Here is a 21,913-nt window from a genome sequence, read left to right as displayed (position 1 = left end):
GCCATCAATTCGCGGGGAATGCGCGTAGTTGACGAAGCCCCGCCTGGGCGGGCTGGTGGGGATCTACTTGTAGAACAGGGATTCCCCCGCTTCGGTCAGATCCGCGAAAACACCGTTGTTCTGCGTGTAGTCCCTACTTTCGTTGTGCGCCCAGTCGGTGATCGGCGCACTGTCAACCCGCAAATGGCGGTACTCGGTACCCGACCACCCGAACTGGTAGACGCGGTGGCGGTCGGCGTAGAAAGGCTCATAGGGACCGTTCTCCGTCAACTGCTTTGCCATGGCGTTGTCGAAGAACACGTTCCGCGGCCCGGTGGCACAGGACCACTTGACGGCCTTCTCCCCCGCGCCCCACCAGATCGGGTACCAGGTCGAGTCGTCGGGACCGCCGCCGCCCTCCTCGCCGCAGTTGCTCGCGCAGTTGGCGGATCGGTGGGAGTAGGGGACGCGGACGGTGTTGCGCTCGAAGAGGTTGTGGCGTTCCCAGCCGCCGTGCAGGTTGATGTCGAAGGCGAAGGAGTTGCCGGTGACGACGTTGCCCGAGGCAGACCACTGGAAGGTGAAGTGGCGCAGGCCGGTGGCGGTGTTGTTCTCGTAGAGGGAGTCCCAGACGCGGGAGCCGCGCAGGTAGCCGTTGCCGCCCTTGCCCTTGTTCCACGAGCCGGTGAACTCGTTGTCGGCGATGGTGAGGTTCTTGGCTTCCTCGGTCACGATGGGGTGCGACCCGGTCATGGTCGCGTGGACGCCGCGGACCCAGGAGTCGGCGGCCCACTTGAAGACGATGCCGTGCATCTCGGCGGCGGGGGCCAGGTTGCCGTAGTTGGCGCGGGCCGCGTCGGGGTCGAGGCCGGTCTCCTGGGTGAGGGAGAAGGACTCGAAGCCGACGCCGACGACCGGGTCGACGATCGGGGACGCCTTGGATTGGTAGGCGTCACCGTCGATCGCGGGTGATCCGTCCGAAGTGGAGTCGACGGGGACGTCGAACTCCAGGGGTTTGTCGAGGGTGATGGTCTTGTCGGCGGCCACGGTGACACGGAACACCTGCTGCCGCATGTGCTGGTTGACCGCCTTGTCGACGGGCGCGTTTTGCTGCTCGTAGAACTTCGCGGTGTTAGCGGCGCGGATGTTGACGAGGGTGCCTGTGGTGAAGGTGTTCTTCTTGGCGAGGTGGATGACGGTGTCACCGGTGCGGGCGCTGAAGCCTTGGTCGCCGGGTTTCGCGGCCAGCGGGACCCCGGCTTTCCAGTGCACGTTGACGGTGCCCTCGAAGAGGTCCTTGCGGTTGGCGGGGGCGGATTCGTAGTCCTTGCGGTAGGCGGGGTGCACCGCGCGGGACTGGACGCGGAAGAGGCCGCGCCCGGGCCAGAGCCAGCCGCCTTTGCCCTGTTTGTAGGACATCCCGTCCTCGTCCCAGTCGCCGCCGTCCGGGGTGAGGGAGTCGTAGAGGGTGTCTCGGTCGGGGCGGAAGGTGACGCGGGTGTCGGGGCCGGTGCCGCGGATGAGGAGGTAGTCGGCGTCGACGGCGAGCTGCCTGGTGACGAGGAGGGTGCCGCGGGGGAGGTCGATGAGGCTGAGGTGGTCGTGGTCGGCCGAGGGCGAACAACGGTCACGGAGGGTATCGATGGCCTGTTGGAGGCCGGCGGTGTCGTCCTGGGAGTCGTCGGGGCGGGCGCCGAGGGCGGCGAGTTCGTCGGGGGTGACGCGGCAGGCGTCGTCGGGGGTGAGCTGGGCGTCGGTGGGGAGGGGTGCGCCGCCTCGGTAGCCCGCGTGGCTCCAGTCGTAGAGGCCGGGGATCGGCTCCCGCCGGTTCGCGGCCCGGGGTTGGGGCGCGCCTACCACCTGGGCCGCCTCGGAGTCGGCCTTGGCCTGGGGTTTGTCGTCGTCCTCGGCCTGGAAGAACACCACCCCGGCCACCGCGACAACTACGACCCCGACCAGCCACCCGCGCTTCGCCATGCCGCCCCCGTCCGTCTCCTCCACAGACGGGACCGATCACGATCCGGTTCCCGGCGGGCGCGCGGGTATGCCTCCGGCCCCCGGAATCCATTCTACCGGCGGACACCGACAATTCGCGACGAAGACGATCATGCCTGTGGACAACCCGGCGAGGCGGTGGGCAGGCAGCGGCGGACGGGAATGAGACGGCCGAGGTACGCCTCGGGCGCCATATTCACTCCAGTAGCGGGCACCGACGATGTGGGGAGAAGGCAATCGTGCTTGTGGACAAGCTCGTGCGAGGCGACGGGCAGGCGACGTATGCCTCCGGCCTCCGATACCCATTCTAGTGGCGGGCACCGACAGTTCGGCGAGAAGACGATCATGCCTGTGGATAGGCCGGGTGGCGGTTCGGCCGTGCGCGAACGGAACGCGGATCCACCATCCGACCGGGTGAGAAGTCGGCGGGGTTGTCCACAGGTCCGACAGTCGAGGCACCGAAACTGTCGGTGCTCGGCACTAGAATGGATATCGAGGGCCGGAGGCGCGCGCCCGGTCAGTCCACAGGGGACGGACCGCGGCCGTTGGGTGGGAGCAGGGAGAGGGTGATGTCGCTGCCCGACGTGCCCGACGTGGTGATCCGGTGGTCGAAGCGGGCCAGGAAGTCCCGGAAGCTGCGGCACCCGTAGTTCCGCTCGTCGAACGCCGGGTCCAGAGTGATCATCTTCCCCTTCACCCAGCTGGCCGTCGGCGTGGCCACCGTCGCCTGGGCCATCGCCGTGACCAACAGGGTCTCGGCGTCGTCGATGTCGAAGTGCGCGGCCGGACCGCCCGCGTCCGGTTCCACTTGGGCTACCAGGGTTCCCCAGTACTTGTACTCCGAGCAGACCGACACCAACCGGGGGCTGGCGTTGGCTTCCGTGCCCACACCGACCACTCGTTTGCCGAACTCGCGTAATCGCTGGACCAGGGGGGTGTAGTCGCCGTCGCCCGCGACCAGGACGAAGACGCTCACCTCCGGGTGGGTGATCAGGGTTTCCATGGCGTCCACGGCCATCCGGATGTCGGCGGCGTTCTTGCGGGCCGTGCCGAAGCGGACCACCTGGATGAGGTCCACACCATTCATGGCCAGGTCCTGTTGGTAGCGGCCGAACTGGGTGTTGGCCCAGTCCGCGTACGCGCGGCGGATGACCGCGTTGCCGTAGTCGCGGCACAGGCAGGTGATCGCGGCGTACGGCACCGGGTTGCGGCCGGGCAGTCCCGCGCCCGCGCCGCAGACCAGGTTTTCGAAGTCGACGTACACCCCGACCGAAACGTCGTCGCTCAGCTCGAGCCTGCCGGGCTTCATGGGTTGGTTATCGGCGGGCACCCGGTGCGCCTTGAGAGGCACGGGTTTCAGCCCGCGAGTTTTCCCGCCACCCCGGTCGCCTCGCGCAGCCGGTGCTGGCCGCGGTAGAGGTTGAGCGCCGCCTGCCACGCGGAGCGGGCCTGCTCGGCCGCGCCCGTGGCCGCGTGCACGTCGCCGAGGTTGACCAGGGTGTTCGCCGCCTCGTAGGCGTTCGCGTTGGCGCGGAACAGTCCCAGCGCGCGGTTGTAGTGGGTGATGGCCTCGCCGTGCCGTCCCGCGTTGTGCGCGATGTAGCCGAGACTGTCCAGAGTGCCCGCGACGCCGTCGTGGTAGCCGGCGGCCTCGGCGAGGGACAGCGCGCGTTCGCAGTGCCCCCGGGCGGTGTCGTAGTCGCCGAGCAGCGCCAGGCACCAGCCGACGGAGTTCAACGCCGTCGCGTGCCACACGGGGTTGTCGAGGTCCTGGTAGATGACCAGCGCCTGCTGCGAGTGCGCCAGCGCCCGTTCGAGGTCCCCGCGCTGCTCCCACGCGATGCCCAGCGCGCGGTGCGCGTGCGCGCGTTCGGCCGCGTCCGCGGCGCCGTCGGCCAGTTCCAGCGCCAACTGCAGGTGTGTCACGCCCTCGACGATCTCCCCGCCGCGCGCGCACGCGTCGCCGAGCCGCCGGTGCGCGGTCGCCCGGACGGTGGTCCCACCGAGCCGCTCCGCCGCCGCCAGGCCCGCGCGCCACGACGCGATGTGGTCGGGGACGTGGCCGCGCAGGAAGTGGAACGGGGTCAGCGCCCACGCGATGTGCCACACCGCGGTGTCCCACCCGTGCAGCGCGGCCAGCCGCTGGGTGGCGAGCAGGTTGGCGTGCTCGGCGTCGAACCAGGCCATGGCCTCGGCGCGGTCGGTCAGCTCGTGCGGCGCGCACCCCGCGGGCAGGTCCCCCGGGGTCATCGGCGGCCGGTACGGGTTGAGCAGCTGGTCGCCCAGGTGCGCGGTGTGGGTGTAGAAGTCGACGAGCCTGCGCGACTTCTCGACCTGGTCGGTGCCCGCGCGTTCGGCCGCGTAGAGGCGGATGAGGTCGTGCATGCGGTACCGCCCGGGCCGGTGCTCCTGCACCAGGTGCGCCCGCCGCAGTTCCCGCAGCACCGAGCGCGCGGAGGTCACGCGCAGCAGGTTGGCGGCAGCGGGCAGGCTGATGTCCGGGCCGGGCGCGGGCCCCAGCAACCGGAACGCTTCCGCGGCAGCAGCGGACAACGCGCCGTAAGAGGCCGCAAAAACACCACGTAGGCTCGCGTGCAGTTCACCACCGTCGAGGGCATCCAAGCGCGTGGGGCTGTCGCGCAGCTCTTCGACGAGTTCGGACAACGGGTAGTCCGGCGTACTCGCGACTTGCACGGTGGCGATGGTCAACGCGAGCGGTAGACCGCCGCAGTGGTCGAGCAGCTCCCCCGCCGCCGCGCCCTCCTCGGCGAGCCTGTCCTCCCCCAGCCTGCGCACGAGCAGTTCCCGGGCCTCGTCCGCGGTCAGCACGTCCAGGTGCAGCAGGTGCGCGCCGTGGGCGGCGGTGAGGCCGGTGAGCTGGTGCCTGCTGGTGACCAGCACCGCGCACTCGGCGCTCCCCGGCAACAGGGGCAGCACCTGCGCGGTATCTCGCGCGTTGTCGAGCACGACGAGCATCCGCCGACCGGCCACCAGGCTGCGGTAGAGCCCGGAGCGCGCGTCCACGTCCGCGGGCACCGCGTCCGGCGCGACGCCGAGCGCGTCGAGGAACCCGCGCAGCGCGGACGACGGCGACACCGGGTCGCTGGTCGGGTCGAAGCCGCGCAGGTCGGCGTAGAGCTGGCCGTCCGGGAAGCGGTCGAGGTTGTGGTGCGCCCAGTGCAGCGCCAGCCAGGTCTTGCCGATGCCGCCGATACCGCCGATCGCGGCGACCAGCACGGTGCCGCCGGGCTCGCGGGGCGCGCTCAGCAGCTCGTCGAGCCGGGTCGTCGCCGCGGCGCGGCCGACGAACGGGGCGGGCGGGCCGGGCAGCTGCCGCGGCACCGTCGCGGCCCGCTCGGGCCTGCACGGCACCGGGTCGCCCGCGAGCACCCGCCGGTGCGCGTCGCGCAACTCGGCGCCCGGGTCGGCGCCGAGGTCGTCGGCGAGGCGGTGGCGCACGTGCTGGTAGTGCGCCAGCGCCTCGGCCTGCCTGCCGCAGCGGTACAGGGCGAGCACGCACTGCGCGGCGGCGCGCTCGTCGAGCGGGTGCGCGCGGGCCAGCGCGGTGATCGCGGGCAGCAGCGCGTGGTGGTCGCCGAGCCGCAGCCCCAGGTCGTTGCGGTCGAGTTCGACGCCGAGCCGCTCGCGCTCCAGCGCCAACCGCTGCTCGTCCACCCACGGCAGGTCCAGACCGGAGAACGGCTCGCCGCGCCACAGGCCCAGGGCCTCCTCCAGCAGCCGCAGGGCCTCCTCGTCCGGCGCCGAGCGGGCCGTCGCGACCAGTTCGCGGAACCGGAAGAGGTCGACCGCGCTCTTGTCGACGGACAGCACGTACCCCGACGACCGGCGGGCGATCTCGACATCCGCACTGGACAGCGCGCGCCGCAGGCGATAGAGATACCCGTACAGCGTGTCACGTGCCTGTCGCGGCGGGTGATCCGCCCAGACCCGGTCCACCAGCCGGTCGACCGGGACAGGCAGGTTCGGTTCCACGAGCAACGCGGCCAACACGCTGCGCTGCCGTGAGTGACCGAGGTTGGCCGTCTCGCCGCCGATCCGCGCCTCGAGGTCACCGAGCACGCGGAACTCCACCTCGTTGTGGTCCCCCATGGGTCAACCATCCCAGAACGGCCCCAGATTCGCCCCAGACCCGCCACGAAGACTCGATCTCGCAATCGGGTTTCGTTTAGCGGCAAGGAAGGTCTGTCATGTCGAAGTCACTGGGGTGGCGAGCGGGCAACGCGCTGTCATTGGACGACCGCGAGTGGTGATGGGGAGTCACCACGTCCCGCGCGCACGAGGGGTATGAGACCCACGCGGACACCGGGCAGTGCTCTGACGTCGGACCATCCGACGCGGGCACTGCCCTTCTGCTTGTCCGGCCGTAGCAGAACGGGGTCACGCGAACGTGTCACCCCACAGTGTGGGCGACGTGGACGGGCGCGGCGCGGACGTGGTTGATATCCGGGTGACCGACCGCGCCGACACCGGAGCCGCTATGCGAAACCGCGTCACGATCGCCACCAGTGCCAAGGCCGGACTGGCCGTCGCCGTCCTCACCGCCACCCTGACCACGCCCGCCGCGGCCACCACCCGGGTCGACACCGCCCTGGAGTGGTACGACGTCACCGCCCGCACGATCGCGGCCGCGCAGGCGCCGACCCAGATCACCAACAACCGCACCTGGGCCATCGCCTGGTTGGCCGCCACGCGCGCGGTGCGCCACGGCGACGGCCGCGACTACGCCGACGCGGCGCTGGCCACCGCCGTGCACGACTCCCTCGCCGAGTTGGCGCCGACCCGCGCCGCCGACCTCGACGCCGCCCTGCGGACCACCCTGGCCCGGATCCCCGACGGCCGGGACAAGCGGAGCGGCGCGGCCGAGGGCGGCAGGCAGGCCGACCGGGCGCTGCGCGAGCGCGCCGGGGACGGCCTCGACCCGGCGTCGGTGAACGCGCCGTTCCCGGTGCCCGCCCCGGCGCCCGGGGTGTGGCAGCCGACGCCCCCGGCGTACGCGGCGCCGATCCAGGCGGGGAACCGGGCCGCGCGGCCGTTCCTGCTGCGCCGGGCCGACCAGTTCCGCCCCGCGCCGCCGCCCGCCCTGGACTCGGCGCGCTACCGGGCGGACCTGGCGGAGGTACGGGCCGTCGGGTCGGTGACCAGCACGGTCCGCACGCGGGCGCAGACCGATGTCGCGGCGTTCTGGTACCAGGGCTCGCAGCCCGCGTTCGTGACCCCGGTGCGGGCCGCCTTGGCCGCCAAGCGGGGGTCGGTGGCTGAGCGGACCGGTCTGGTCGCCGCGTTCAACGTGATCGCCGTCGACACGCAGATCGCCACGTCGGACGCCAAGTACGCGTATGTCCTGTGGCGGCCGGTGACCGCGCTGCGGGCGCAGGGCAAGCCGGAGTGGACGCCGCTGCACGTCACCCCGGCGCACCCGGACTACCCGAGCGGGCACGCCACCTACGCGGGTTTCGCCGAGGAGACGCTGACCTCGCTGGTGGGCCCGCGTACGTCGTTCGACCTGACAAGCCCTACCGCGCCGGGTCTTACGTTCCACTACACCTCTTGGCGCGCGGTCACCCAGGACAACGTCAACGCGCGCGTGTGGTCGGGTATCCACACCCGGATCGCGGACGAAGTGGGTGTACAGGTAGGCCAGTCCGTGGCCCGGTACGCGCTATCGAGGTTCGAACGCCTTGCTCGCTGACCGGATAGGCGAAGACCTGCCCCCGTGCTGGGGGCGGGTCTTCTGCTGTCCGATCGTCACTGGAGGAATGTGACGTCCGGGTGGCGGGGAGGCTTGTTGCCGAACAGGTGGCGGTCGCGCCCCTTGAGGTGCAGGTCGAAGAACGCCGAGTAGTAGTCGGTCTGCGCCGCCCACGACCGGGCGGGGTCGATGGTGCCGACCAGTTCCTGGACCTTGCCGGGAGGCATGGCCTTCGCCAACTGCGGGACGACGAACTGCAGGTCGGTGACGCCGTAGTGGGTCGCGTGGTTGAGGTGCAGGTCGCGCGTCCACCCGCGCTGGTTGGCCCAGAACTTCGCCCAGCTCACGTCGAAGCCCTGCGGGCGGTGCGAGTGCTCGTCCCAGGTGCCGTCCGGGTTCGCGAAGTCCGCGCCCACCAGCAGGAACGGCCGGTCCAGCCCGTGCGCGGCCACCTGGCTGGGCCGTTCCTCGGTGCCCATGGAGCCGTCGAGGTTGATGCCCGCGTCGATGCGCCGGTCGTGGAACATGGCCTCACCGGCGGTGTAGCCGCCGTAGGAGTGGCCGTACATACCGACGCGCGACAGGTCCAGCGCGCCCGCCAGCCCGCGCGGCAGCGACTTGCCGTCCACGTCGGGGTTCTGGCCCCGGGTGAGCCGGGCGAGCTCGTCGAGCACGAACCGGGTGTCGGCGACCCGGGCGTCGATAGCGGTCTGCATGGTCGCGGGCTCGTAGTCGGGGACCACACCGAGTTCGGTCCGGCCACCGGGGAACTCCACGGCGAACGACTCGAAGGTGTGCGACAGGGAGACGACCACGTACCCGTGGCTGGCGAGGTCGTCGACCATGGCCGCGCCGAGCTCGCGCGGCGAGCCGAAGCCCGGCGAGAACAGCACCACCGGCCACCGCCCATCGGCGCGGGTGTCGGCCTTGGCCGCGCGGCGGACCCCGGTCCAGTCGACCGCGCCCGGCTGGACGCCGAACAGCTCCGGGCCCGCGGCCTGGTCGATCACCGCCGCCAGTCCCGGCGTGACCCAGTTCGCCCGCTGCCCCCCACCACCGGACGGGTAGCTGATGGTGACCATCAGCTCCCGCTTGCGGTCCGGCTTCCACGGGTCGACCCGGTCCTGGTCGACCAGGTGCAGGTCGGTGGTCCCGACGCGGGACCGGCCGGTCGGCTCCGGTACCCGGACCCGGACCGGGTTCGCGCCGGGCTTGGCGGCCTTGGTCGCGTCGACGCGCAGGTCGCCGAGACCGACCTCGACACCGGGCGCCCGCCCGGCGGGAGCCGCGGCCGCGGGTGTCGCGGTGGCCAGCGCGGATAAGACCGCGAGGCCCGCGACCACCCCGGTAGCCCGGATGTGCTTTGTGGACACTGCTTCCCCTTCCCCTCGTGCCGGACCGGTCTTCCCGGCCCGGCACGGCCATCGTGGCAACGCCGTGCTCGCGGCCGCGTCGTCCTCGTGGTGGACGGTCAGGTAGCTCCCCGGGAGGAGTCCGACCTCCGCCCCGTAGGGGACGACCGGGCGCGTACCCTCGCGTCACCTGCTCCACCGGGACCGGTTTTCGCAGCTCACGCCTTGTGCGCGGGGGTGAGCCGAGTTGTCCGGGTGACCCTGGTGCAGCAGGCTCGTGGTGCGCTCGCGGTGGATGGAGGAAGGCATGTCGACGCTCGATGGCACAGCACTGCTCGATGACGGCGCCTGGCAGGGCAAGGTCTGGACCGGGTCGTGGACCGACGGGAGCGGTGGCACCTACACCGCCGTCGAACCCGCCACCGGTCAACCGCTCGGCGAGGTCGGCCGGGCGACGCCGGAGGACGTGCGCGCGGCGACCGAACGCGCGGTGGTCGCGCAGCGGGCCTGGGCGGCCGCGCCGTACGAGACCCGCGCGGGCGTGCTGCGGCGCGCGGGCGACCTGCTGGTCAAGAACGGCGAAGAGATCAAGGACTGGCTGTCGCGCGAATCCGGCGCCATCCGCCCGTTCGGCGACTTCCAGGTCAACACCAGCGCCCAGGAGTGCTACGAGGCGTCCGCGCTGCCGTCGCACCCCTACGGCGAATTGCTGCGCACGGGCGCGCCCCGGCTGTCGTTCGCCCGCAGGCTCCCCGCGGGCGTAGTGGGCGTGATCGCTCCCTTCAACGTCCCGACCATCCTCGCCATCCGCGCCATCGCCCCCGCGCTGGCCCTGGGCAACGCGGTGATCCTCAAGCCGGACCCGCGCACCGCGATCTGCGGTGGCGCGGTCTTCGCCCGCGTCTTCGCCGAGGCGGGCCTGCCGGAGGGGCTGCTCCAGGTGCTGCCCGGCGGTGCCGACGTGGGCGAGGCACTGGTCGTCGAGCCCGCGGTGCGGGTCATCGCGTTCACCGGGTCGACCCGCGCGGGCCGGGCCGTCGGCGCGCTGGCCGGTCAGCACCTCAAGCGCGCGCACCTGGAGCTGGGCGGCAACTCGGCGCTGGTCGTGCTGCCCGATGTGGACGTCACCGGCGCGGCCTCGGTGGGCGCGTGGGGCACCTTCACGCACTCCGGCCAGATCTGCATGGCCACCAGCAGGCACCTGGTGCACGAGTCGATCGTCGAGGAGTACACCGCGACGCTGGCGGCGAAGGTCGCGGACCTGCCCGTCGGCGACCCGTACCGCGACCAGGTGGCGCTCGGCCCGCTGATCGACGCGGGCCAGCGCGACCGGGTCCACGGGCTGGTCACCGCGAGCGTCGACGGCGGCGCCACGGTCCGCGCGGGCGGGTCGTACGAGGGCCTGTACTACCGGCCGACGGTGTTGGGGAACGTGCCCGCGGACACCCCGGCGTACCGGGACGAGATCTTCGGGCCGGTCGCCCCGGTGACCGCGTTCTCGTCGCTGGACGAGGTCGCCGCGCTGGCCGGGGACACCGAGTACGGCCTGTCGCTGGGCATCCTCACCCGCGACGTCAACGCGGGCCTGGCGCTGGCCGAGCGCATCCCGACCGGCCTGGTCCACATCAACGACCAGACGGTCAACGACGAGGCCACGGCCCCCTTCGGCGGTCTGGGCTCCTCCGGCACCGGTTCCCGGCACGGTGGCGCGCAGGCGAACATCGAGGCGTTCACCGAGACCCAGTGGGTCACCCTCCGCGGTGACCTCCCCGTGTACCCGTTCTGATCCTCCCGGCGGTCGGCCCACCCGGGCCGACCGCCGTTTTCCGGTCACCCGCACCCATTTCGGGCGCCACGGAAAAGTGCGCCACTCCCCAACGGTTCTTTTCAGCCTTCCGCGCCCCGGCCTTGCGATTCGCCTGTGCAAATACCCATGTGCGGCGGCTCTTCACCTGTGGCTAGCGTCGAAAGCGCACTGATCTTCCAGGGGAGAGGACCTCAAATCATGCGCGTGCTGGTTACCGGAGCCACCGGTTCCGTGGGCAAGCATGTTGTAGACAACCTGGTGAAGGCGGGCGTCACCGTCCGCGCGGTCACCAGGAATCCCGACAACGCCACCTTCCCCGACGGCGTCGAGGTCGTCGCGGGCGACCTCGAACAGCCCGACAGCCTGACCGACGCGCTCACCGACGTGCAGCGCGTCTACGTGTTCCCCGGCGGCGACACCAAGCGGTTCGCCGAACTCGCCCGCCAGGCCGGGGTCGAGCGCATCGTGACGCTCTCCTCCGCCTCCGCCGCTTACCCGGACGACTGGGGCGGCCGCCACCACCGCGACGTCGAGATCGCGGTGGAGGAGTCCGGCGTGCCGTGGACGCACGTCCGTCCCGGCATGTTCATCGGCAACCTCTTCGAGTGGGTCGAGGGCATCCGCGCCGAGGGCGTCGCCCGGGCACCCTACGGCGCGCTGCGGCTCGCCCCGGTGCACGAGGGCGACATCGGCGCCGTCGCGGCCAAGGTGCTGGTGGAGGACGGCCACGAGGGCCGGATCTACCAGCTGACCGGGCCGGAGACGCTGTCCCGCGCCGAGATGGCCGGGGCCGTGGCCGCGGGCATCGGCCGCCCCGTGCGGTTCGAGGAGCTGACCCCGGACCAGTGGCGGGAGCGGGTCTCGGCCTTCATCCCCGCCCCGGCCGTCGACTGGCTGCTGCAGCTCGCCGCGGACAACCTCGACAACCCGGAGCCGGTCCTGTCGACCGTGCCCGACCTCCTCGGTCGCCCCGCGCGCGGCGTGACCGAATGGGCCACCGAGAACGCGGACGCCTTCCGCGCCTGACCGGTACTTGCCTGGTGTTCGCCTGGTCAGGTGATCGCGTCGGCGAACATACCCAGCGCGACCAACGCGAGCACCGCGCCGAATGCGCGTCGCAGCGTCTCCGGGGATACCGACGCCGATAGGCGCTTACCGTCCCAGGCGGCAAGAACGGCGGCTCCGGCGAACGGGCCCACTACGGCCCAGTCGAGCGAAATGGGCACCGCGGCGAGGCGGGTGCCGAGGGCGACGAACGAGTTCACGACGATGACGAACAGACTCGTCCCGATCGCCACGCGCATCCGCATCGACAGCGCGGCGACCAAGGTCGGCACGGCCAGGAACCCACCGCCTACGCCCAAGAGGCCGGTGACCGCGCCGAGTCCGGACCCCGCGCCCAACACGCGGACAGTCCGTACCCGGGTTCGGACCGCAACCGATCCGGGCCGTGCTTCCTCTGGCACCTGAGGAGGTTTGAGCATCACTACGGCGCCCAGCGCCGCAACGAGCGCGAAGGCGCCGTTCAACAACGCGGTCGGTAGGTACGCCGACAACGCGGCTGTGCCACCGGCCACCGGTACGCCCGCCGCGGCAACCAACAACCCGGTACGCCAACAGACGTTCCCGGCGTGGGCGTGCCTACCGAGCGCGGTGACCGAGGTCAGCGTCACGATCATCAGGCTGGCGGTCGCCGCTGTCGTCGGCGGAACACCCAGCAGGTAGACGAGCGCGGGGACGGCGAGGACACCGCCGCCACCGCCCAACGCGCCCATGGCCAGCCCGACGACCCCACCTGCCGCGAGGGCGGTGACCACGGCGCTCACGCGGCCTCCACCGGTAAGCCCGCGGCGGCCCACGCGGCGAACCCGCCAACGAGGTCGGCGACGTCGGCGAATCCGCGCGCCCGCAACAGCGAGGCCGCGACCGACGACCGGTAGCCGCCCGCGCAGTAGACGACCGTCGGCACCTCGGGATCGAGTTCTCCCAGGTAGGAGACCAGGGTGGGGAGCGGCATCCGCCGCGCGCCGGGGATGACGCCCAGCCGGGTCTCGCTCGCGGCGCGGACATCGACGACCTGCCGCGCCCGCGGCGCGCGGTGGAGGTCGGCGGGCATCAGCCGGGTGGCGGTGACCTCGGGGCGCGGCGCGACGGTGCCGACCACGTGGTCGAATCCGATGCGCGCCAGCCGGTTGCGCGCCTCGGCGGCCGAATCCGGTCGGCAGACGAGCGCGATCCGGTCGTCGGGCTTGAGCACCGCTCCCACGATCTCGGCGTAGCGACCGCCCAGACCGACGTTGATCGAGCCGGGGAGGTGGCCCGCGGCGAAGTCTTCCGGATCGCGTGTGTCGAGCAGGACTACACCGTCGGCTCGCGCACGGTCGAGGTCGCGCACCTCCGGGACGGGGTCGTCTTCACGCAGGGTCGGTCGGGACTCGCGGTTGCGCGTAGAGGCGTAGGCGAAGTATCGGGGCGCAGTGGGCTGTCCTTCGCACACGACGCGGACGAACTCGTCTTCGGTCATCGGCGCCAAGGCGTAGTTGGTGGCGCGCTGCTCGCCGATGGTGCCCGTAGTGGCAGTCGACAGGTTCTTGCCGCACGACGAGCCCGCGCCGTGGGCGGGGAAGACGCGGGTGGCGTCCGGTAGGTCCAAGAGGGACCTTGTCGACCGGTAGAGGGCCCGCCCCAGTTCGTCGGCGGTCCAGCCGTTGGCACCCAACAGATCCGGTCGGCCCACGTCTCCAAGGAACAGCGTGTCGCCGGTCAGCACTCCGTAGGGAGCCCCGTTGGCCTGTTCGCGCACCACTACGCAGATCGACTCGGGTGTGTGCCCCGGGGTGTGCAGGATCTCCAGGTCCACCGAGCCGAGGGACAGCCGCTGCCCATGGGCCAGCCGTTCGATGGGGAAGTCGACCTCGGCGGCGGACCCGTAGCCGATCCGCGCCCCGGTCGCCTCGGCCAGCTCCAGGTGGCCGGACAGGAAGTCGGCGTGCACGTGCGTCTCGATGACCCATTCGACGCGCAACCCGTGTTCCCGCGCGTCGGCGAGGTAGACCGCGACGTCGCGGCGTGGGTCGACGACCGCCGCGCGTCCGGTGGTCCGGTCGCCGATCAGGTAGGACGCCTGCGAGAGGCAATCGAGGTAGTACTGGGCGAGGAAGAGCTCGCCGGGGCCACCTGCGCCGTCGGGGTTCACCGCCACCTCCTGTCCAAATGTCCGGACAAATGACGGTAGGTATCACCCGATCGCGGCTCAAGCTTCCGGCACAAAAGGTAGGTACTTTTAGCGGGTGACCATCCCGGACCGCACCCGAGACCTACCGCTGTGGCGCCAGGTACAGGAGGACCTCGTACGCAGGCTGCGCACCGGTGAGTTCACCGAGCGCTTCCCCAGCGAGGTGGACCTGGTGGCGGAGTACGGGGTGAGCAGGACCACCGTGCGGCAGGCGTTGCGCAAGCTGCGGGACGAGGGCGCGGTGAGCGCGGAACGCGGACGACGGCCTCGCGTCAACCGGTCGCAAGAGGTCGAACAGCCCCTGGGTGTCCTCTATAGCCTGCACGCCTCGGTACGCACTACCGGACTCACGCAACACAGCATCGTGCAGAAGCTCCACGTGCACGCGGACGGCGTCATCGCCGACCACCTGGGCCTGGACGGGTCCACCCCGTTGGTCCACCTGGAACGGCTGCGGCTGGCCGGTGACGAGCCGCTCGCCATCGACCGCGTGTGGCTGCCCGCCGAACACGCGCGCTGCCTGCTGACCGCGGACCTGACGGCGACCGGCGTGTACACCGTGCTCGAGGAGGCGGGGATTCGCCTCGACCGCGGCCAGGAGAGCATCCGCGCCGTCCCCCTCACCGCGGCCGAACAGGACGCGTTGGGTTGTCCGGTAGCCCTATCGATTCACCGACTCAGCCACGCACAGGGCATACCCATGGAATGGCGGCACACCTTGGCCCGCGGCGATCGGTTTACCCTAACCGCCACCATTGGCGCGCTCTAGCAACCGTTGAACGCATTAGCGCTACCGGTCATCGAGGGCACCTAGGGCGCCCGAAGTGGACTCTTGGCCATGGTCTACGCTTCGGTGGCAGGCAAAGCGGAGTGCGTCCACAGTAGATCTTGATGTTCCCCGATCGACGTAATCGCGATGTTCACTACACCGCGCGGCGGCCCAGCGAAATCCGCCGGTCAGGCCTGCGCGACGCCGATCGACTTCGACGTCGATCTCCCTCCGGCGGTCCTCCGAACGGGCACTCGATCCCGATATCCGTGACCTTCGGTGTCATTCCAGTGGGCGGTGGCGATAAAGGCGAGTGCGTTTCGCCGGAGATCAACCTACTTTGGATTCGTGACCGACAGCGTGTCCTTCTTCCTCAACGGCGAACCGGTGACCATCACCGACCCGCCGCCCGAGCTGCTGCTCATCGACTACCTCCGGGAACCGGGCGTGGCGCTGACCGGCGCGAAGAAGGCCTGCGGCCAGGGTGGGTGCGGGTCCTGCGCGGTCGTGCTGTCCAGTTGGGACGCGGTGGCCCGGCGGGCCGTGCACCGCGCGGTCAACGCCTGCCTGCGCCCGGTGTGCGCGCTGGACGGGATGGCGGTCACCACCATCGAGGGCACGGGCCAGGCCCGGCGACCCGCCGCCCGGCACGCGGCGCCCCAGGAGAACCCGGACGCCGGAGAGTTCCCGGCGGAGGAAGCGGGCATGAACCCCGTCGCCCACCGGCTCGCGGTGAACCACGGCACCCGGTGCGGGTACTGCGCCCCCGGTGTCGTGATGACCGTGTGCGCGGTGCTGGCGGCCAAACCGGAGGCGACCAAGCGCGAGATCGAGGACGCGCTGGACGGCAACCTCTGCCGCTGCGCGGGCTACCGCTCGATCCTCGCGGGCGCGCGGAGCTTCGCGGCGGACTGGACCGGGGTGGACGAACAGGACCGCCTGGACCGCGTGGGCGAGGACGGTGTGGCCGAGGTGCCGCCGGGGCCGCTGCCGGACTTCGGGCTGCCCACAAGCGCGCGCCGCGCGCCGGACCCGGTCGAGATCGTCGGCGACGGCCGGGTCTGGCTGCGCCCCACGACCCTGGCCGATCTCGGCGCGGCCCTGCGCGCGCACCGGGACCGCCGGGTGCGGCTGGTCAACGGCAACACCTCGTACGGGCTGTACCCGGCCGAGGTGGACGCCGCCGAGGTGCTGGTCGACATCCAGGTCGTCCCCGAGCTCGCGGGCACCAGGGTGGGCCGGGACTGGATCGACGTCGGCGCGTCGACCACCTACAGCGAGCTGATCGAGGTGCTGGGCGACCTGGGGTCCGCGGAGGACACCGCGGTCGGCGCGCTGCGGTTGATGGCCCGGCGCACCGCGGGGGCCGTCGTGCGCAACGCGGCGACCGTCGCGGGCAACACCATGCTCGTGTTCGAGCACATCGAGCGCGGCGAGCCGGTCACCTCGGAGCTGATGACCGCCATGGTGGCGGTGGGCGCGGAGATCACGGTGTGGCAGCCGCTGCTCGGCGAGGAACCCGCCCGGCTGCCGCTGTCGGACCTGCTCGACCGCGTGGTCGACGACCCGGTGCTGTTGACCGGCCTGGTGATCCGCGAGCTGCACCTGCCGTTGCTGCCGCCGGAGTTGCGGGTCTTCGCGCAGAAGGTGGCGGTGCGCGACGTCGACGCGCGCGCGGTGGTCACCGCCACCACGGTGGTGAAGATGGACGGGCCGGTCGTGGAGGACGTGGCCGTGGTCATCGGCGGTATCGCGCCGTTCCCGTGGCGCGCGGTGCGCACCGAGGACGCGCTGCGCGGGGTGAGCCTGCGGGTGGACGCATTCGCCGAACTGGGCGCGGTTCTGCGCGCGGAGGTGATCGACGAACTGGACCGGTGGCGGCTGCGGAAGCTCGGTGTGCCCTGGGACGGGGTCACCGACGACCAGCGCGCGGATCTGGCGGTGTCGTTGCTGTACAAGGCGGTTGTCAACGCCCTGCTCGGCTCCGCGCCGGAGACGGTGCCACCGGCGGTGCGCTCGGCGGGGACCGGCACGTGGGGTCGCTGGCCGCTCAGCGGCGGCACGCGGAGCCACGAGGCCGAGCCGTGGCAGGCGCCGGTGCCCCAGGCCCACGTCACGCTGCTGGCCTTCCAGCAGGCGACCGGCCGCGTGCGGTACACCGGCGACCGGTCGCCCGCGGCGGTGGTCGAGGCGGCGTTCGTGCCGAGCGGGCGCGCGTTGGCCGACTTCCACTTCGTCTTCCCCGGCGGCGAGGCGCCGATCGGGCCCGCGGCGCTGGCGGACCACCTGGCGGCGCGGTGGCCGGGGTTCGTCGACCTGATCACGCACGAGGACATCCCCCCGCACGGGCACAACCGGCAGGGCCTCGGCTCCGACCAGCCGCTGTTCGCCGTCGACCGGGTGAGCTACCCGGGCCAGGCCATCGCGCTGGTGCTGGCGACCACCGCGCGGGAGGTCGACGCGATCGCCCGCCACGTCGCCGAGACCTGCGTGGCCTACCACGACGTGGCGTGGGCGCCGCCCTACGACGAGCCGGTGCTCACGCTGGACCGCGCGCTGGAGATCGGCAGCGTGTTCCCGGACCACCCCGAGTCGGCGAACACCGCCGCGCACCTCTGGCGGGTCACCCGGCCGGGCAGCGACCTGGGGTGGGTGGCGGAGAAGTACCCGCTGGACAAGGCCATCAGCCGGACCGTGGAGACGGTGGACGGCGTGTCGTGCGTGGTGGTCGGGGGCACGCAGACCGCGGGCGGGCAGGCGCACTTCCCCCTGGAGCCGCAGTCGTGCGTCGTGGAACCGGTGGACGGCGACCGCCTGCGAGTGGTGGCGTCGACGCAGAGCCCGATGGAGGCGCACCAGAGCGCCGCGCTGGCGCTGGGGGTGGAGCACCACCGCGTCGAGGTGGAGGTGCCGCCGGTCGGCGGCGGCTTCGGCGGCAAGACCGAGCAGACCAGGTTCGTGGTGGGTCCGGCGGTGGTGGCGGCGAACGCGGTGGGGCGACCGGTGCGGCTGGTCCTGCCGCGCGAGCAGGACACCGCGATGATCGGCAAGCGGCACGGGTTCTACGGTCAGTACCAGGTCGCCATCGACCCGTTGTCGGGGCGGGTCCTCGGGCTGGACACCAGGCTGTGGGGCGACGGCGGGGCGTTCTACGACTGCTCCTTCACCGTCGCGAACCGGGTGCAGCTGCGCGCGGACAACGCCTACCTGGTGCCGAACTTCCGCAGCCAGGTCGACGTCTGCCGCACCAACAAGGCACCGAGCACCGCGTTCGACGGCTCGGGCGACCTGCCGAGCAAGATCGTCCTGGAGAGCGCGGTCGACGATGCCGCGTTCGCCGTGGACATGGACCCCACCGAGGTGCGGGAGACCAACCTCTACCGCCCCGGCGACGTCACGCCGTTCGGGCAGGACCTGGCGCACTGCCACCTGCGCGAGGTGTGGGCGTTCCTGCGGGAGAAGTGCGACTACGGCAGGCAGAAGCTGGCCGTCGAGGCGTTCAACCGGTCCAACCGGTGGCGCAAGCGCGGGATCGCGATGATGCCGGTGCGGTACGGGATCGGGCACGACACGGCGGGGCCGGAGCAGGCGGTGGCGCACCTCGCGGTGTACTCCGGCGACGGCAGCGTGGTGATCCGGCAGAGCGGTGTGGAGCTGGGGCAGGGGCTGCGCACGCGGGTCGAGCAGGTGGTGTCGTACCTGCTGAACGTGCCGTTCGACCTGCTCCGCGTCGAGGGGCCGCACACGGGGTTCATGCCGAACCCGGCGGGCGACGCGGGCGGTGTGGCGGCCGTGCGGCGGGCGTGCGAGCAGCTGCGGTGGCGGCTCACCGAGTTCGGCAACCGCGTGCTCCGCGACCACGGGCCCGAGTGGTGCGCCGAGCAGGGCATCGACTTCTGGGACCACCCGGAGAAGGGCTGGGCCACGCCACTACCCGGGCCCGGGGCGCCCCGGCTGATCTGGCAGAACCTGGTCCGCCTCGCGTACGAGCACGGGGAGGACCTCACGGTCTCGTTCACCACCCGGGGCCACGGCGCGGAGACAACGACGCCCGCCGTCGAGTTCAAGCCCGTCGAGGGGCAGCGTGACATCCCCGGCATCGCGGTCGACCGCTCCGCGCCGGTGGGCGGCCCGGTCGAGCGGTTCCGCGACTTCACCTACTCCGCCGCGTGTTCGGTGGTGGAGGTGGACATCCTGACCGGCGAGGCGAAGGTGCTCCGCGCCGACATCGCCTACGACGTCGGGTGCAGCCTCAACCCGGCGCTGGACGCCGGGCTGGCCGAGGGGGCGTTCGTCCAGGGCATCGGGTACGTGCTGAGCGAGGAGCTGGTGTTCGAGCCGGACGGGCCGGGGGCGGGCGGGCTCACCACGACCAACACGTGGGGCTACAAGCCCCCCGCCGTCACGTCCGTGCCGCTGCGGCTGAACACGCACCTGTACCCGAGGGCGCGGGCCGCGTCGGCGTCCGGGGAACCGCCCGAGGTCCTGTCGGCCAAGGAGGTCGGCGAACCCGCGTCGGCCCTCGCGACCACGGTCTTCCTGGCGGTGAAGGCCGCTGTCCGCGCCTCGCGCGTCGAACGCGGACTGGACGGTCTGTTCCGGCTGGACGCGCCCGCCACCGCGCGGGAGGTGCGGCGGGCGTGCGCGGTGGACCTGACCGCGGTCGAGCGGACACCGGTCCGCCCGGGTGGGGAGTCCTTCCTGGACAATTGATCGACCGCGCGGTCGACTCGCCACAAGGGCGACTGTCGGGCCGGGCGCGATAGCGGGTTGGCATACCACGGAACGCGAACCGGGTTGTCCCTTGTGGATGGACAAGCGGACCGCCGTTCGCTGACCGGCCGGGATCGCCGCGGCCGATGTCGTATGAGTGCGTTCGCCCCTAATCCGATGGACTTTCCGCGATTACCGTCGGATACCGGATCACCACCGACATCAATGCCGACCTGGGGGGCGGGCATGTCCGGTAACGGGTTCCACGCTGGGGTGGACGAGTTCGACGCGGCGTTCTTGACCGTGATGGAGCGCCTGCGCCGCCGAATGGCGCTGGTGCTGGACAACCGGCACATGGCCGAGGACGTCGTGCAGGACGTGTACGTGCGGTTGAAGAGCACGCGGCGCGGTCGCCGTTCGTTCACCGCACATCCGAGTCCGTACGCGCACGCCCTGGCCATCGCGGTCCGCGTGGCGCGGGCGCGGTGGGTCGAGGTGGGGCCGGTGGTGCCGCTGCGCGACCTGCCCACGGCGGACCGGCGCCGGGAGTCCGTCGAGGCGTGGCAGGAGGTGACGCGGCTGCTGGGTTCCCTGACGGCCAGGGAGGCGGCCGTGGTGCTGCTGGTGGACGTCGACGGTCGCTCCCTGCGGGAGGCGGCGTCGCTGCTGGGCGTGCACAAGGCGACCGCGCAGCACAACCGCAGGCGGGCGCTGGACAAGCTGCGGGTCGGGCTCCGGTCGGCCCTGGGGCACCCGTGCTAGTCCACAGAGGTCAGGAAGTCCGCGGCGACGACAGGCACTGGCCCGCGGTGTGCGTGCCGGGCAACCTGCCGCAGCGGCAGGCGCAGAGGTCGTTGTACTCGGCGTCGTCTATCGGGCGGGTGTGACGGGCCTCGGTGGGACGGGCGGGCGTGCGCGTGGCGGACATGGCGGGCTCCGGTGGGCAGCTGGATCAACCATCGTGCAGGTGACGTACCACCAACGGGGGTATTCCTATCCCGCGATCCGGTGAAAGCCCGCCCGCCGTCCACACGGCGTCGACCCGTCGACGGGCTTCGCTTGCCGCCCAACGGAAACCGGTCAGAGCACGTCGACCACCGCGCTGAACCCCGCGTCCCCGCGACCGGACTCCACCGCGCGGGCCGCGACGGCCTCGGCAGCCGTGAGCACCCCGGCGTCCAGGCCCTTGGCGCGCGTCGCGTGCAGCACGTGGCGGATGCCCGCCAGCGCCGATCGGGTGGTCGAGTCGTCGCCCGGGTGGGTGCCGGTGTCGACGTGCTCGGCGTACTCGGTGACGACACCGGCCAGCAGCCCCGCGATCCCCCGGGCGAACGGCGCCAACTCGCGCCCGGCGACGCCTTCGGCGCGGGCCAGGGCGAAGGCGTGCACGACACCGCTCATCGACGTCCAGAACAGGTCGAGCAGGGCGACGTCGAAGGCGGCGGCGCGCCCGGGGTCGGTGCCGAGGTGGGTGCCGACCCCGCCGAGCGCGGACAACGTGTCCTGGTGCGCCCGGTACCGCTCCTCGGGGCCGCTGTAGATCACCACGGCGTCGGGCCCGCCGACGGTGGCCGCCGGGCTCAAGATCGAGCCGTCGAGGTAGTCGATGCCGTGCTGGGCGGCCCAGTCCGCCATCGCGCGGGCGTTGTCCGGCGAGTCGGCGGTGAGGTTGACCAGCGTCCGCCCCTTGAGCTCGGCCGCGACCGGCCGCAGCACCTCCCGCACCGCCGCGTAGTCGATCACGCACACGACGACGAGCCCGCTCGCGCGCACCGCGTCGGCCGCCGTCCCGGCGACCACCGCCCCCACCAGGTCGTCGCCCTTGCCCGGCGTCCGGTTCCACACCGTGGTGGTGTGGCCCGCCGCGAGGAAGGCGCGGGCGATGGCCCGCCCCATCGGTCCCAAACCGAGCACTGTCGTCGTTGTCACGCGGCTAAGCTAGGGCTTCACGTTGACGTGAGGGTCAATGCGCGGTGAGGGAGGCCACATGCGCATCGGGGAACTGGCGCGCCGCAGCGGCGTGAGCGAACGCGCCCTGCGCTACTACGAGGAACAGGGCCTCTTAAGCCCCAACCGCACCCCATCGGGCTACCGCGACTTCGAAGAGTCCCATGTGGACACCGTGCGCCGGATCCGGTCGCTGCTGGCGGCGGGCCTGTCCACGGCGATCATCGCCGAGCTGCTGCCCTGCATGGTCGACACCGGCGAGGGCCTGGCCCCCGGCTGCCCGGAGCTGCTCCCCCACCTGGAACGCGAGCGCGACCGCATCACCGCGTCGATCGACGAGCTGACCACCGCGCGGACCTTGCTGACCAAGGTGATCACCACGACCCCGCCGGTGGGCGCCTGCTGA

General features: G+C 71.9%; 15 protein-coding genes. 7 read left to right on the top strand and 8 right to left on the bottom strand.

Going from position 1 to position 21,913, the window contains the following annotated elements; genetic code table 11:
• Positions 1-63: 63 nt before the first annotated feature.
• From CLV40_RS23695 to CLV40_RS23685, 3 genes are all read right to left on the bottom strand, one after another.
• The gene (locus tag CLV40_RS23695) at positions 64-1,956 is read right to left on the bottom strand and encodes a right-handed parallel beta-helix repeat-containing protein (RefSeq protein ID WP_104481185.1); all 1,893 of its coding nucleotides are present in this window, start codon (positions 1,954-1,956) and stop codon (positions 64-66) included.
• Between the two features lie 535 nt (positions 1,957-2,491).
• A complete protein-coding gene (locus CLV40_RS23690) occupies positions 2,492-3,304 on the bottom strand; it encodes an NYN domain-containing protein (protein ID WP_245931514.1) in 813 nt (270 codons plus the stop codon).
• A gap of 26 nt (positions 3,305-3,330) precedes the next feature.
• Positions 3,331-6,084 carry an AfsR/SARP family transcriptional regulator gene (locus tag CLV40_RS23685; RefSeq protein WP_104481183.1) on the bottom strand — a complete coding sequence of 918 codons (2,754 nt, stop codon included), beginning with the start codon at positions 6,082-6,084 and terminating at the stop codon, positions 3,331-3,333.
• A 388-nt stretch (positions 6,085-6,472) separates the two neighbouring features.
• On the opposite strand from CLV40_RS23685, the gene CLV40_RS23680 reads away from it, so the two are divergent.
• The gene (locus tag CLV40_RS23680; RefSeq protein ID WP_181043689.1) at positions 6,473-7,684 is read left to right on the top strand and encodes a vanadium-dependent haloperoxidase; all 1,212 of its coding nucleotides are present in this window, start codon (positions 6,473-6,475) and stop codon (positions 7,682-7,684) included.
• A gap of 56 nt (positions 7,685-7,740) precedes the next feature.
• Here the strand turns inward: CLV40_RS23680 and CLV40_RS23675 are convergent, their stop codons facing one another.
• The gene (locus CLV40_RS23675) at positions 7,741-9,057 is read right to left on the bottom strand and encodes an alpha/beta hydrolase family protein (protein ID WP_181043688.1); all 1,317 of its coding nucleotides are present in this window, start codon (positions 9,055-9,057) and stop codon (positions 7,741-7,743) included.
• Positions 9,058-9,343: 286 nt separating this feature from the next.
• On the opposite strand from CLV40_RS23675, the gene CLV40_RS23670 reads away from it, so the two are divergent.
• Positions 9,344-10,822, top strand: coding sequence for a benzaldehyde dehydrogenase (locus tag CLV40_RS23670; protein WP_104481248.1), 1,479 nt, complete (start codon positions 9,344-9,346; stop codon positions 10,820-10,822).
• A 219-nt stretch (positions 10,823-11,041) separates the two neighbouring features.
• Entirely contained in the window at positions 11,042-11,869 is an 828-nt protein-coding gene (locus CLV40_RS23665) for an SDR family oxidoreductase (RefSeq protein WP_104481182.1), read from the top strand.
• 26 nt (positions 11,870-11,895) lie between these two features.
• On the opposite strand, the gene CLV40_RS23660 is transcribed toward CLV40_RS23665, so the two are convergent.
• Positions 11,896-12,669: a sulfite exporter TauE/SafE family protein gene (locus tag CLV40_RS23660; RefSeq protein WP_104481181.1), complete on the bottom strand. Its 774-nt coding sequence runs from the start codon at positions 12,667-12,669 to the stop codon at positions 11,896-11,898.
• Positions 12,666-14,039 carry an MBL fold metallo-hydrolase gene (locus tag CLV40_RS23655; RefSeq protein ID WP_104481247.1) on the bottom strand — a complete coding sequence of 458 codons (1,374 nt, stop codon included), beginning with the start codon at positions 14,037-14,039 and terminating at the stop codon, positions 12,666-12,668. The genes CLV40_RS23660 and CLV40_RS23655 overlap by 4 nt, the downstream gene beginning before the upstream one ends.
• A gap of 94 nt (positions 14,040-14,133) precedes the next feature.
• Here CLV40_RS23655 and CLV40_RS23650 point away from each other — a divergent pair, with 94 nt between their 5' ends.
• The 3 genes from CLV40_RS23650 (at position 14,134) to CLV40_RS23640 (ending at position 20,322) form a co-directional block, all read left to right on the top strand.
• A complete protein-coding gene (locus CLV40_RS23650) occupies positions 14,134-14,847 on the top strand; it encodes a GntR family transcriptional regulator (RefSeq protein WP_104481180.1) in 714 nt (237 codons plus the stop codon).
• 348 nt (positions 14,848-15,195) lie between these two features.
• On the top strand, positions 15,196-19,560 hold the full coding sequence (locus CLV40_RS23645; protein ID WP_104481179.1) for a molybdopterin cofactor-binding domain-containing protein: 4,365 nt from the start codon (positions 15,196-15,198) through the stop codon (positions 19,558-19,560).
• A gap of 246 nt (positions 19,561-19,806) precedes the next feature.
• Complete coding sequence (locus CLV40_RS23640) at positions 19,807-20,322, top strand: RNA polymerase sigma factor (RefSeq protein ID WP_181043687.1); 516 nt, start codon at positions 19,807-19,809, stop codon at positions 20,320-20,322.
• Between the two features lie 10 nt (positions 20,323-20,332).
• On the opposite strand, the gene CLV40_RS38255 is transcribed toward CLV40_RS23640, so the two are convergent.
• A complete protein-coding gene (locus CLV40_RS38255; RefSeq protein ID WP_181043686.1) occupies positions 20,333-20,488 on the bottom strand; it encodes a hypothetical protein in 156 nt (51 codons plus the stop codon).
• 152 nt (positions 20,489-20,640) lie between these two features.
• Positions 20,641-21,489 carry an NAD(P)-dependent oxidoreductase gene (locus CLV40_RS23635; RefSeq protein ID WP_104481177.1) on the bottom strand — a complete coding sequence of 283 codons (849 nt, stop codon included), beginning with the start codon at positions 21,487-21,489 and terminating at the stop codon, positions 20,641-20,643.
• Between the two features lie 58 nt (positions 21,490-21,547).
• Here CLV40_RS23635 and CLV40_RS23630 point away from each other — a divergent pair, with 58 nt between their 5' ends.
• Positions 21,548-21,913 (top strand): MerR family transcriptional regulator, encoded by a 366-nt coding sequence (locus tag CLV40_RS23630; protein WP_104481176.1) that lies wholly within the window; start codon positions 21,548-21,550, stop codon positions 21,911-21,913.

It is taken from the genome of Actinokineospora auranticolor (assembly GCF_002934265.1).
Lineage (GTDB): Bacteria > Actinomycetota > Actinomycetes > Mycobacteriales > Pseudonocardiaceae > Actinokineospora > Actinokineospora auranticolor.
Note: the sequence above shows the minus strand (reverse complement) of the source record. Positions and strands in the feature narration are given on the sequence as shown.

Excerpts from the sequence above, each read along its gene's own strand:
- CLV40_RS23685 (WP_104481183.1), bottom strand. The coding sequence starts at position 6,084 with ATGGGGGACCACAACGAGGTGGAGTTCCGCGTGCTCGGTGACCTCGAG.
- CLV40_RS23665 (WP_104481182.1), top strand. The coding sequence starts at position 11,042 with ATGCGCGTGCTGGTTACCGGAGCCACCGGTTCCGTGGGCAAGCATGTT.
- CLV40_RS23680 (WP_181043689.1), top strand. The coding sequence starts at position 6,473 with ATGCGAAACCGCGTCACGATCGCCACCAGTGCCAAGGCCGGACTGGCC.
- CLV40_RS38255 (WP_181043686.1), bottom strand. The coding sequence starts at position 20,488 with ATGTCCGCCACGCGCACGCCCGCCCGTCCCACCGAGGCCCGTCACACC.
- CLV40_RS23630 (WP_104481176.1), top strand. The coding sequence starts at position 21,548 with ATGCGCATCGGGGAACTGGCGCGCCGCAGCGGCGTGAGCGAACGCGCC.
- CLV40_RS23640 (WP_181043687.1), top strand. The coding sequence starts at position 19,807 with ATGTCCGGTAACGGGTTCCACGCTGGGGTGGACGAGTTCGACGCGGCG.
- CLV40_RS23695 (WP_104481185.1), bottom strand. The coding sequence starts at position 1,956 with ATGGCGAAGCGCGGGTGGCTGGTCGGGGTCGTAGTTGTCGCGGTGGCC.
- CLV40_RS23670 (WP_104481248.1), top strand. The coding sequence starts at position 9,344 with ATGTCGACGCTCGATGGCACAGCACTGCTCGATGACGGCGCCTGGCAG.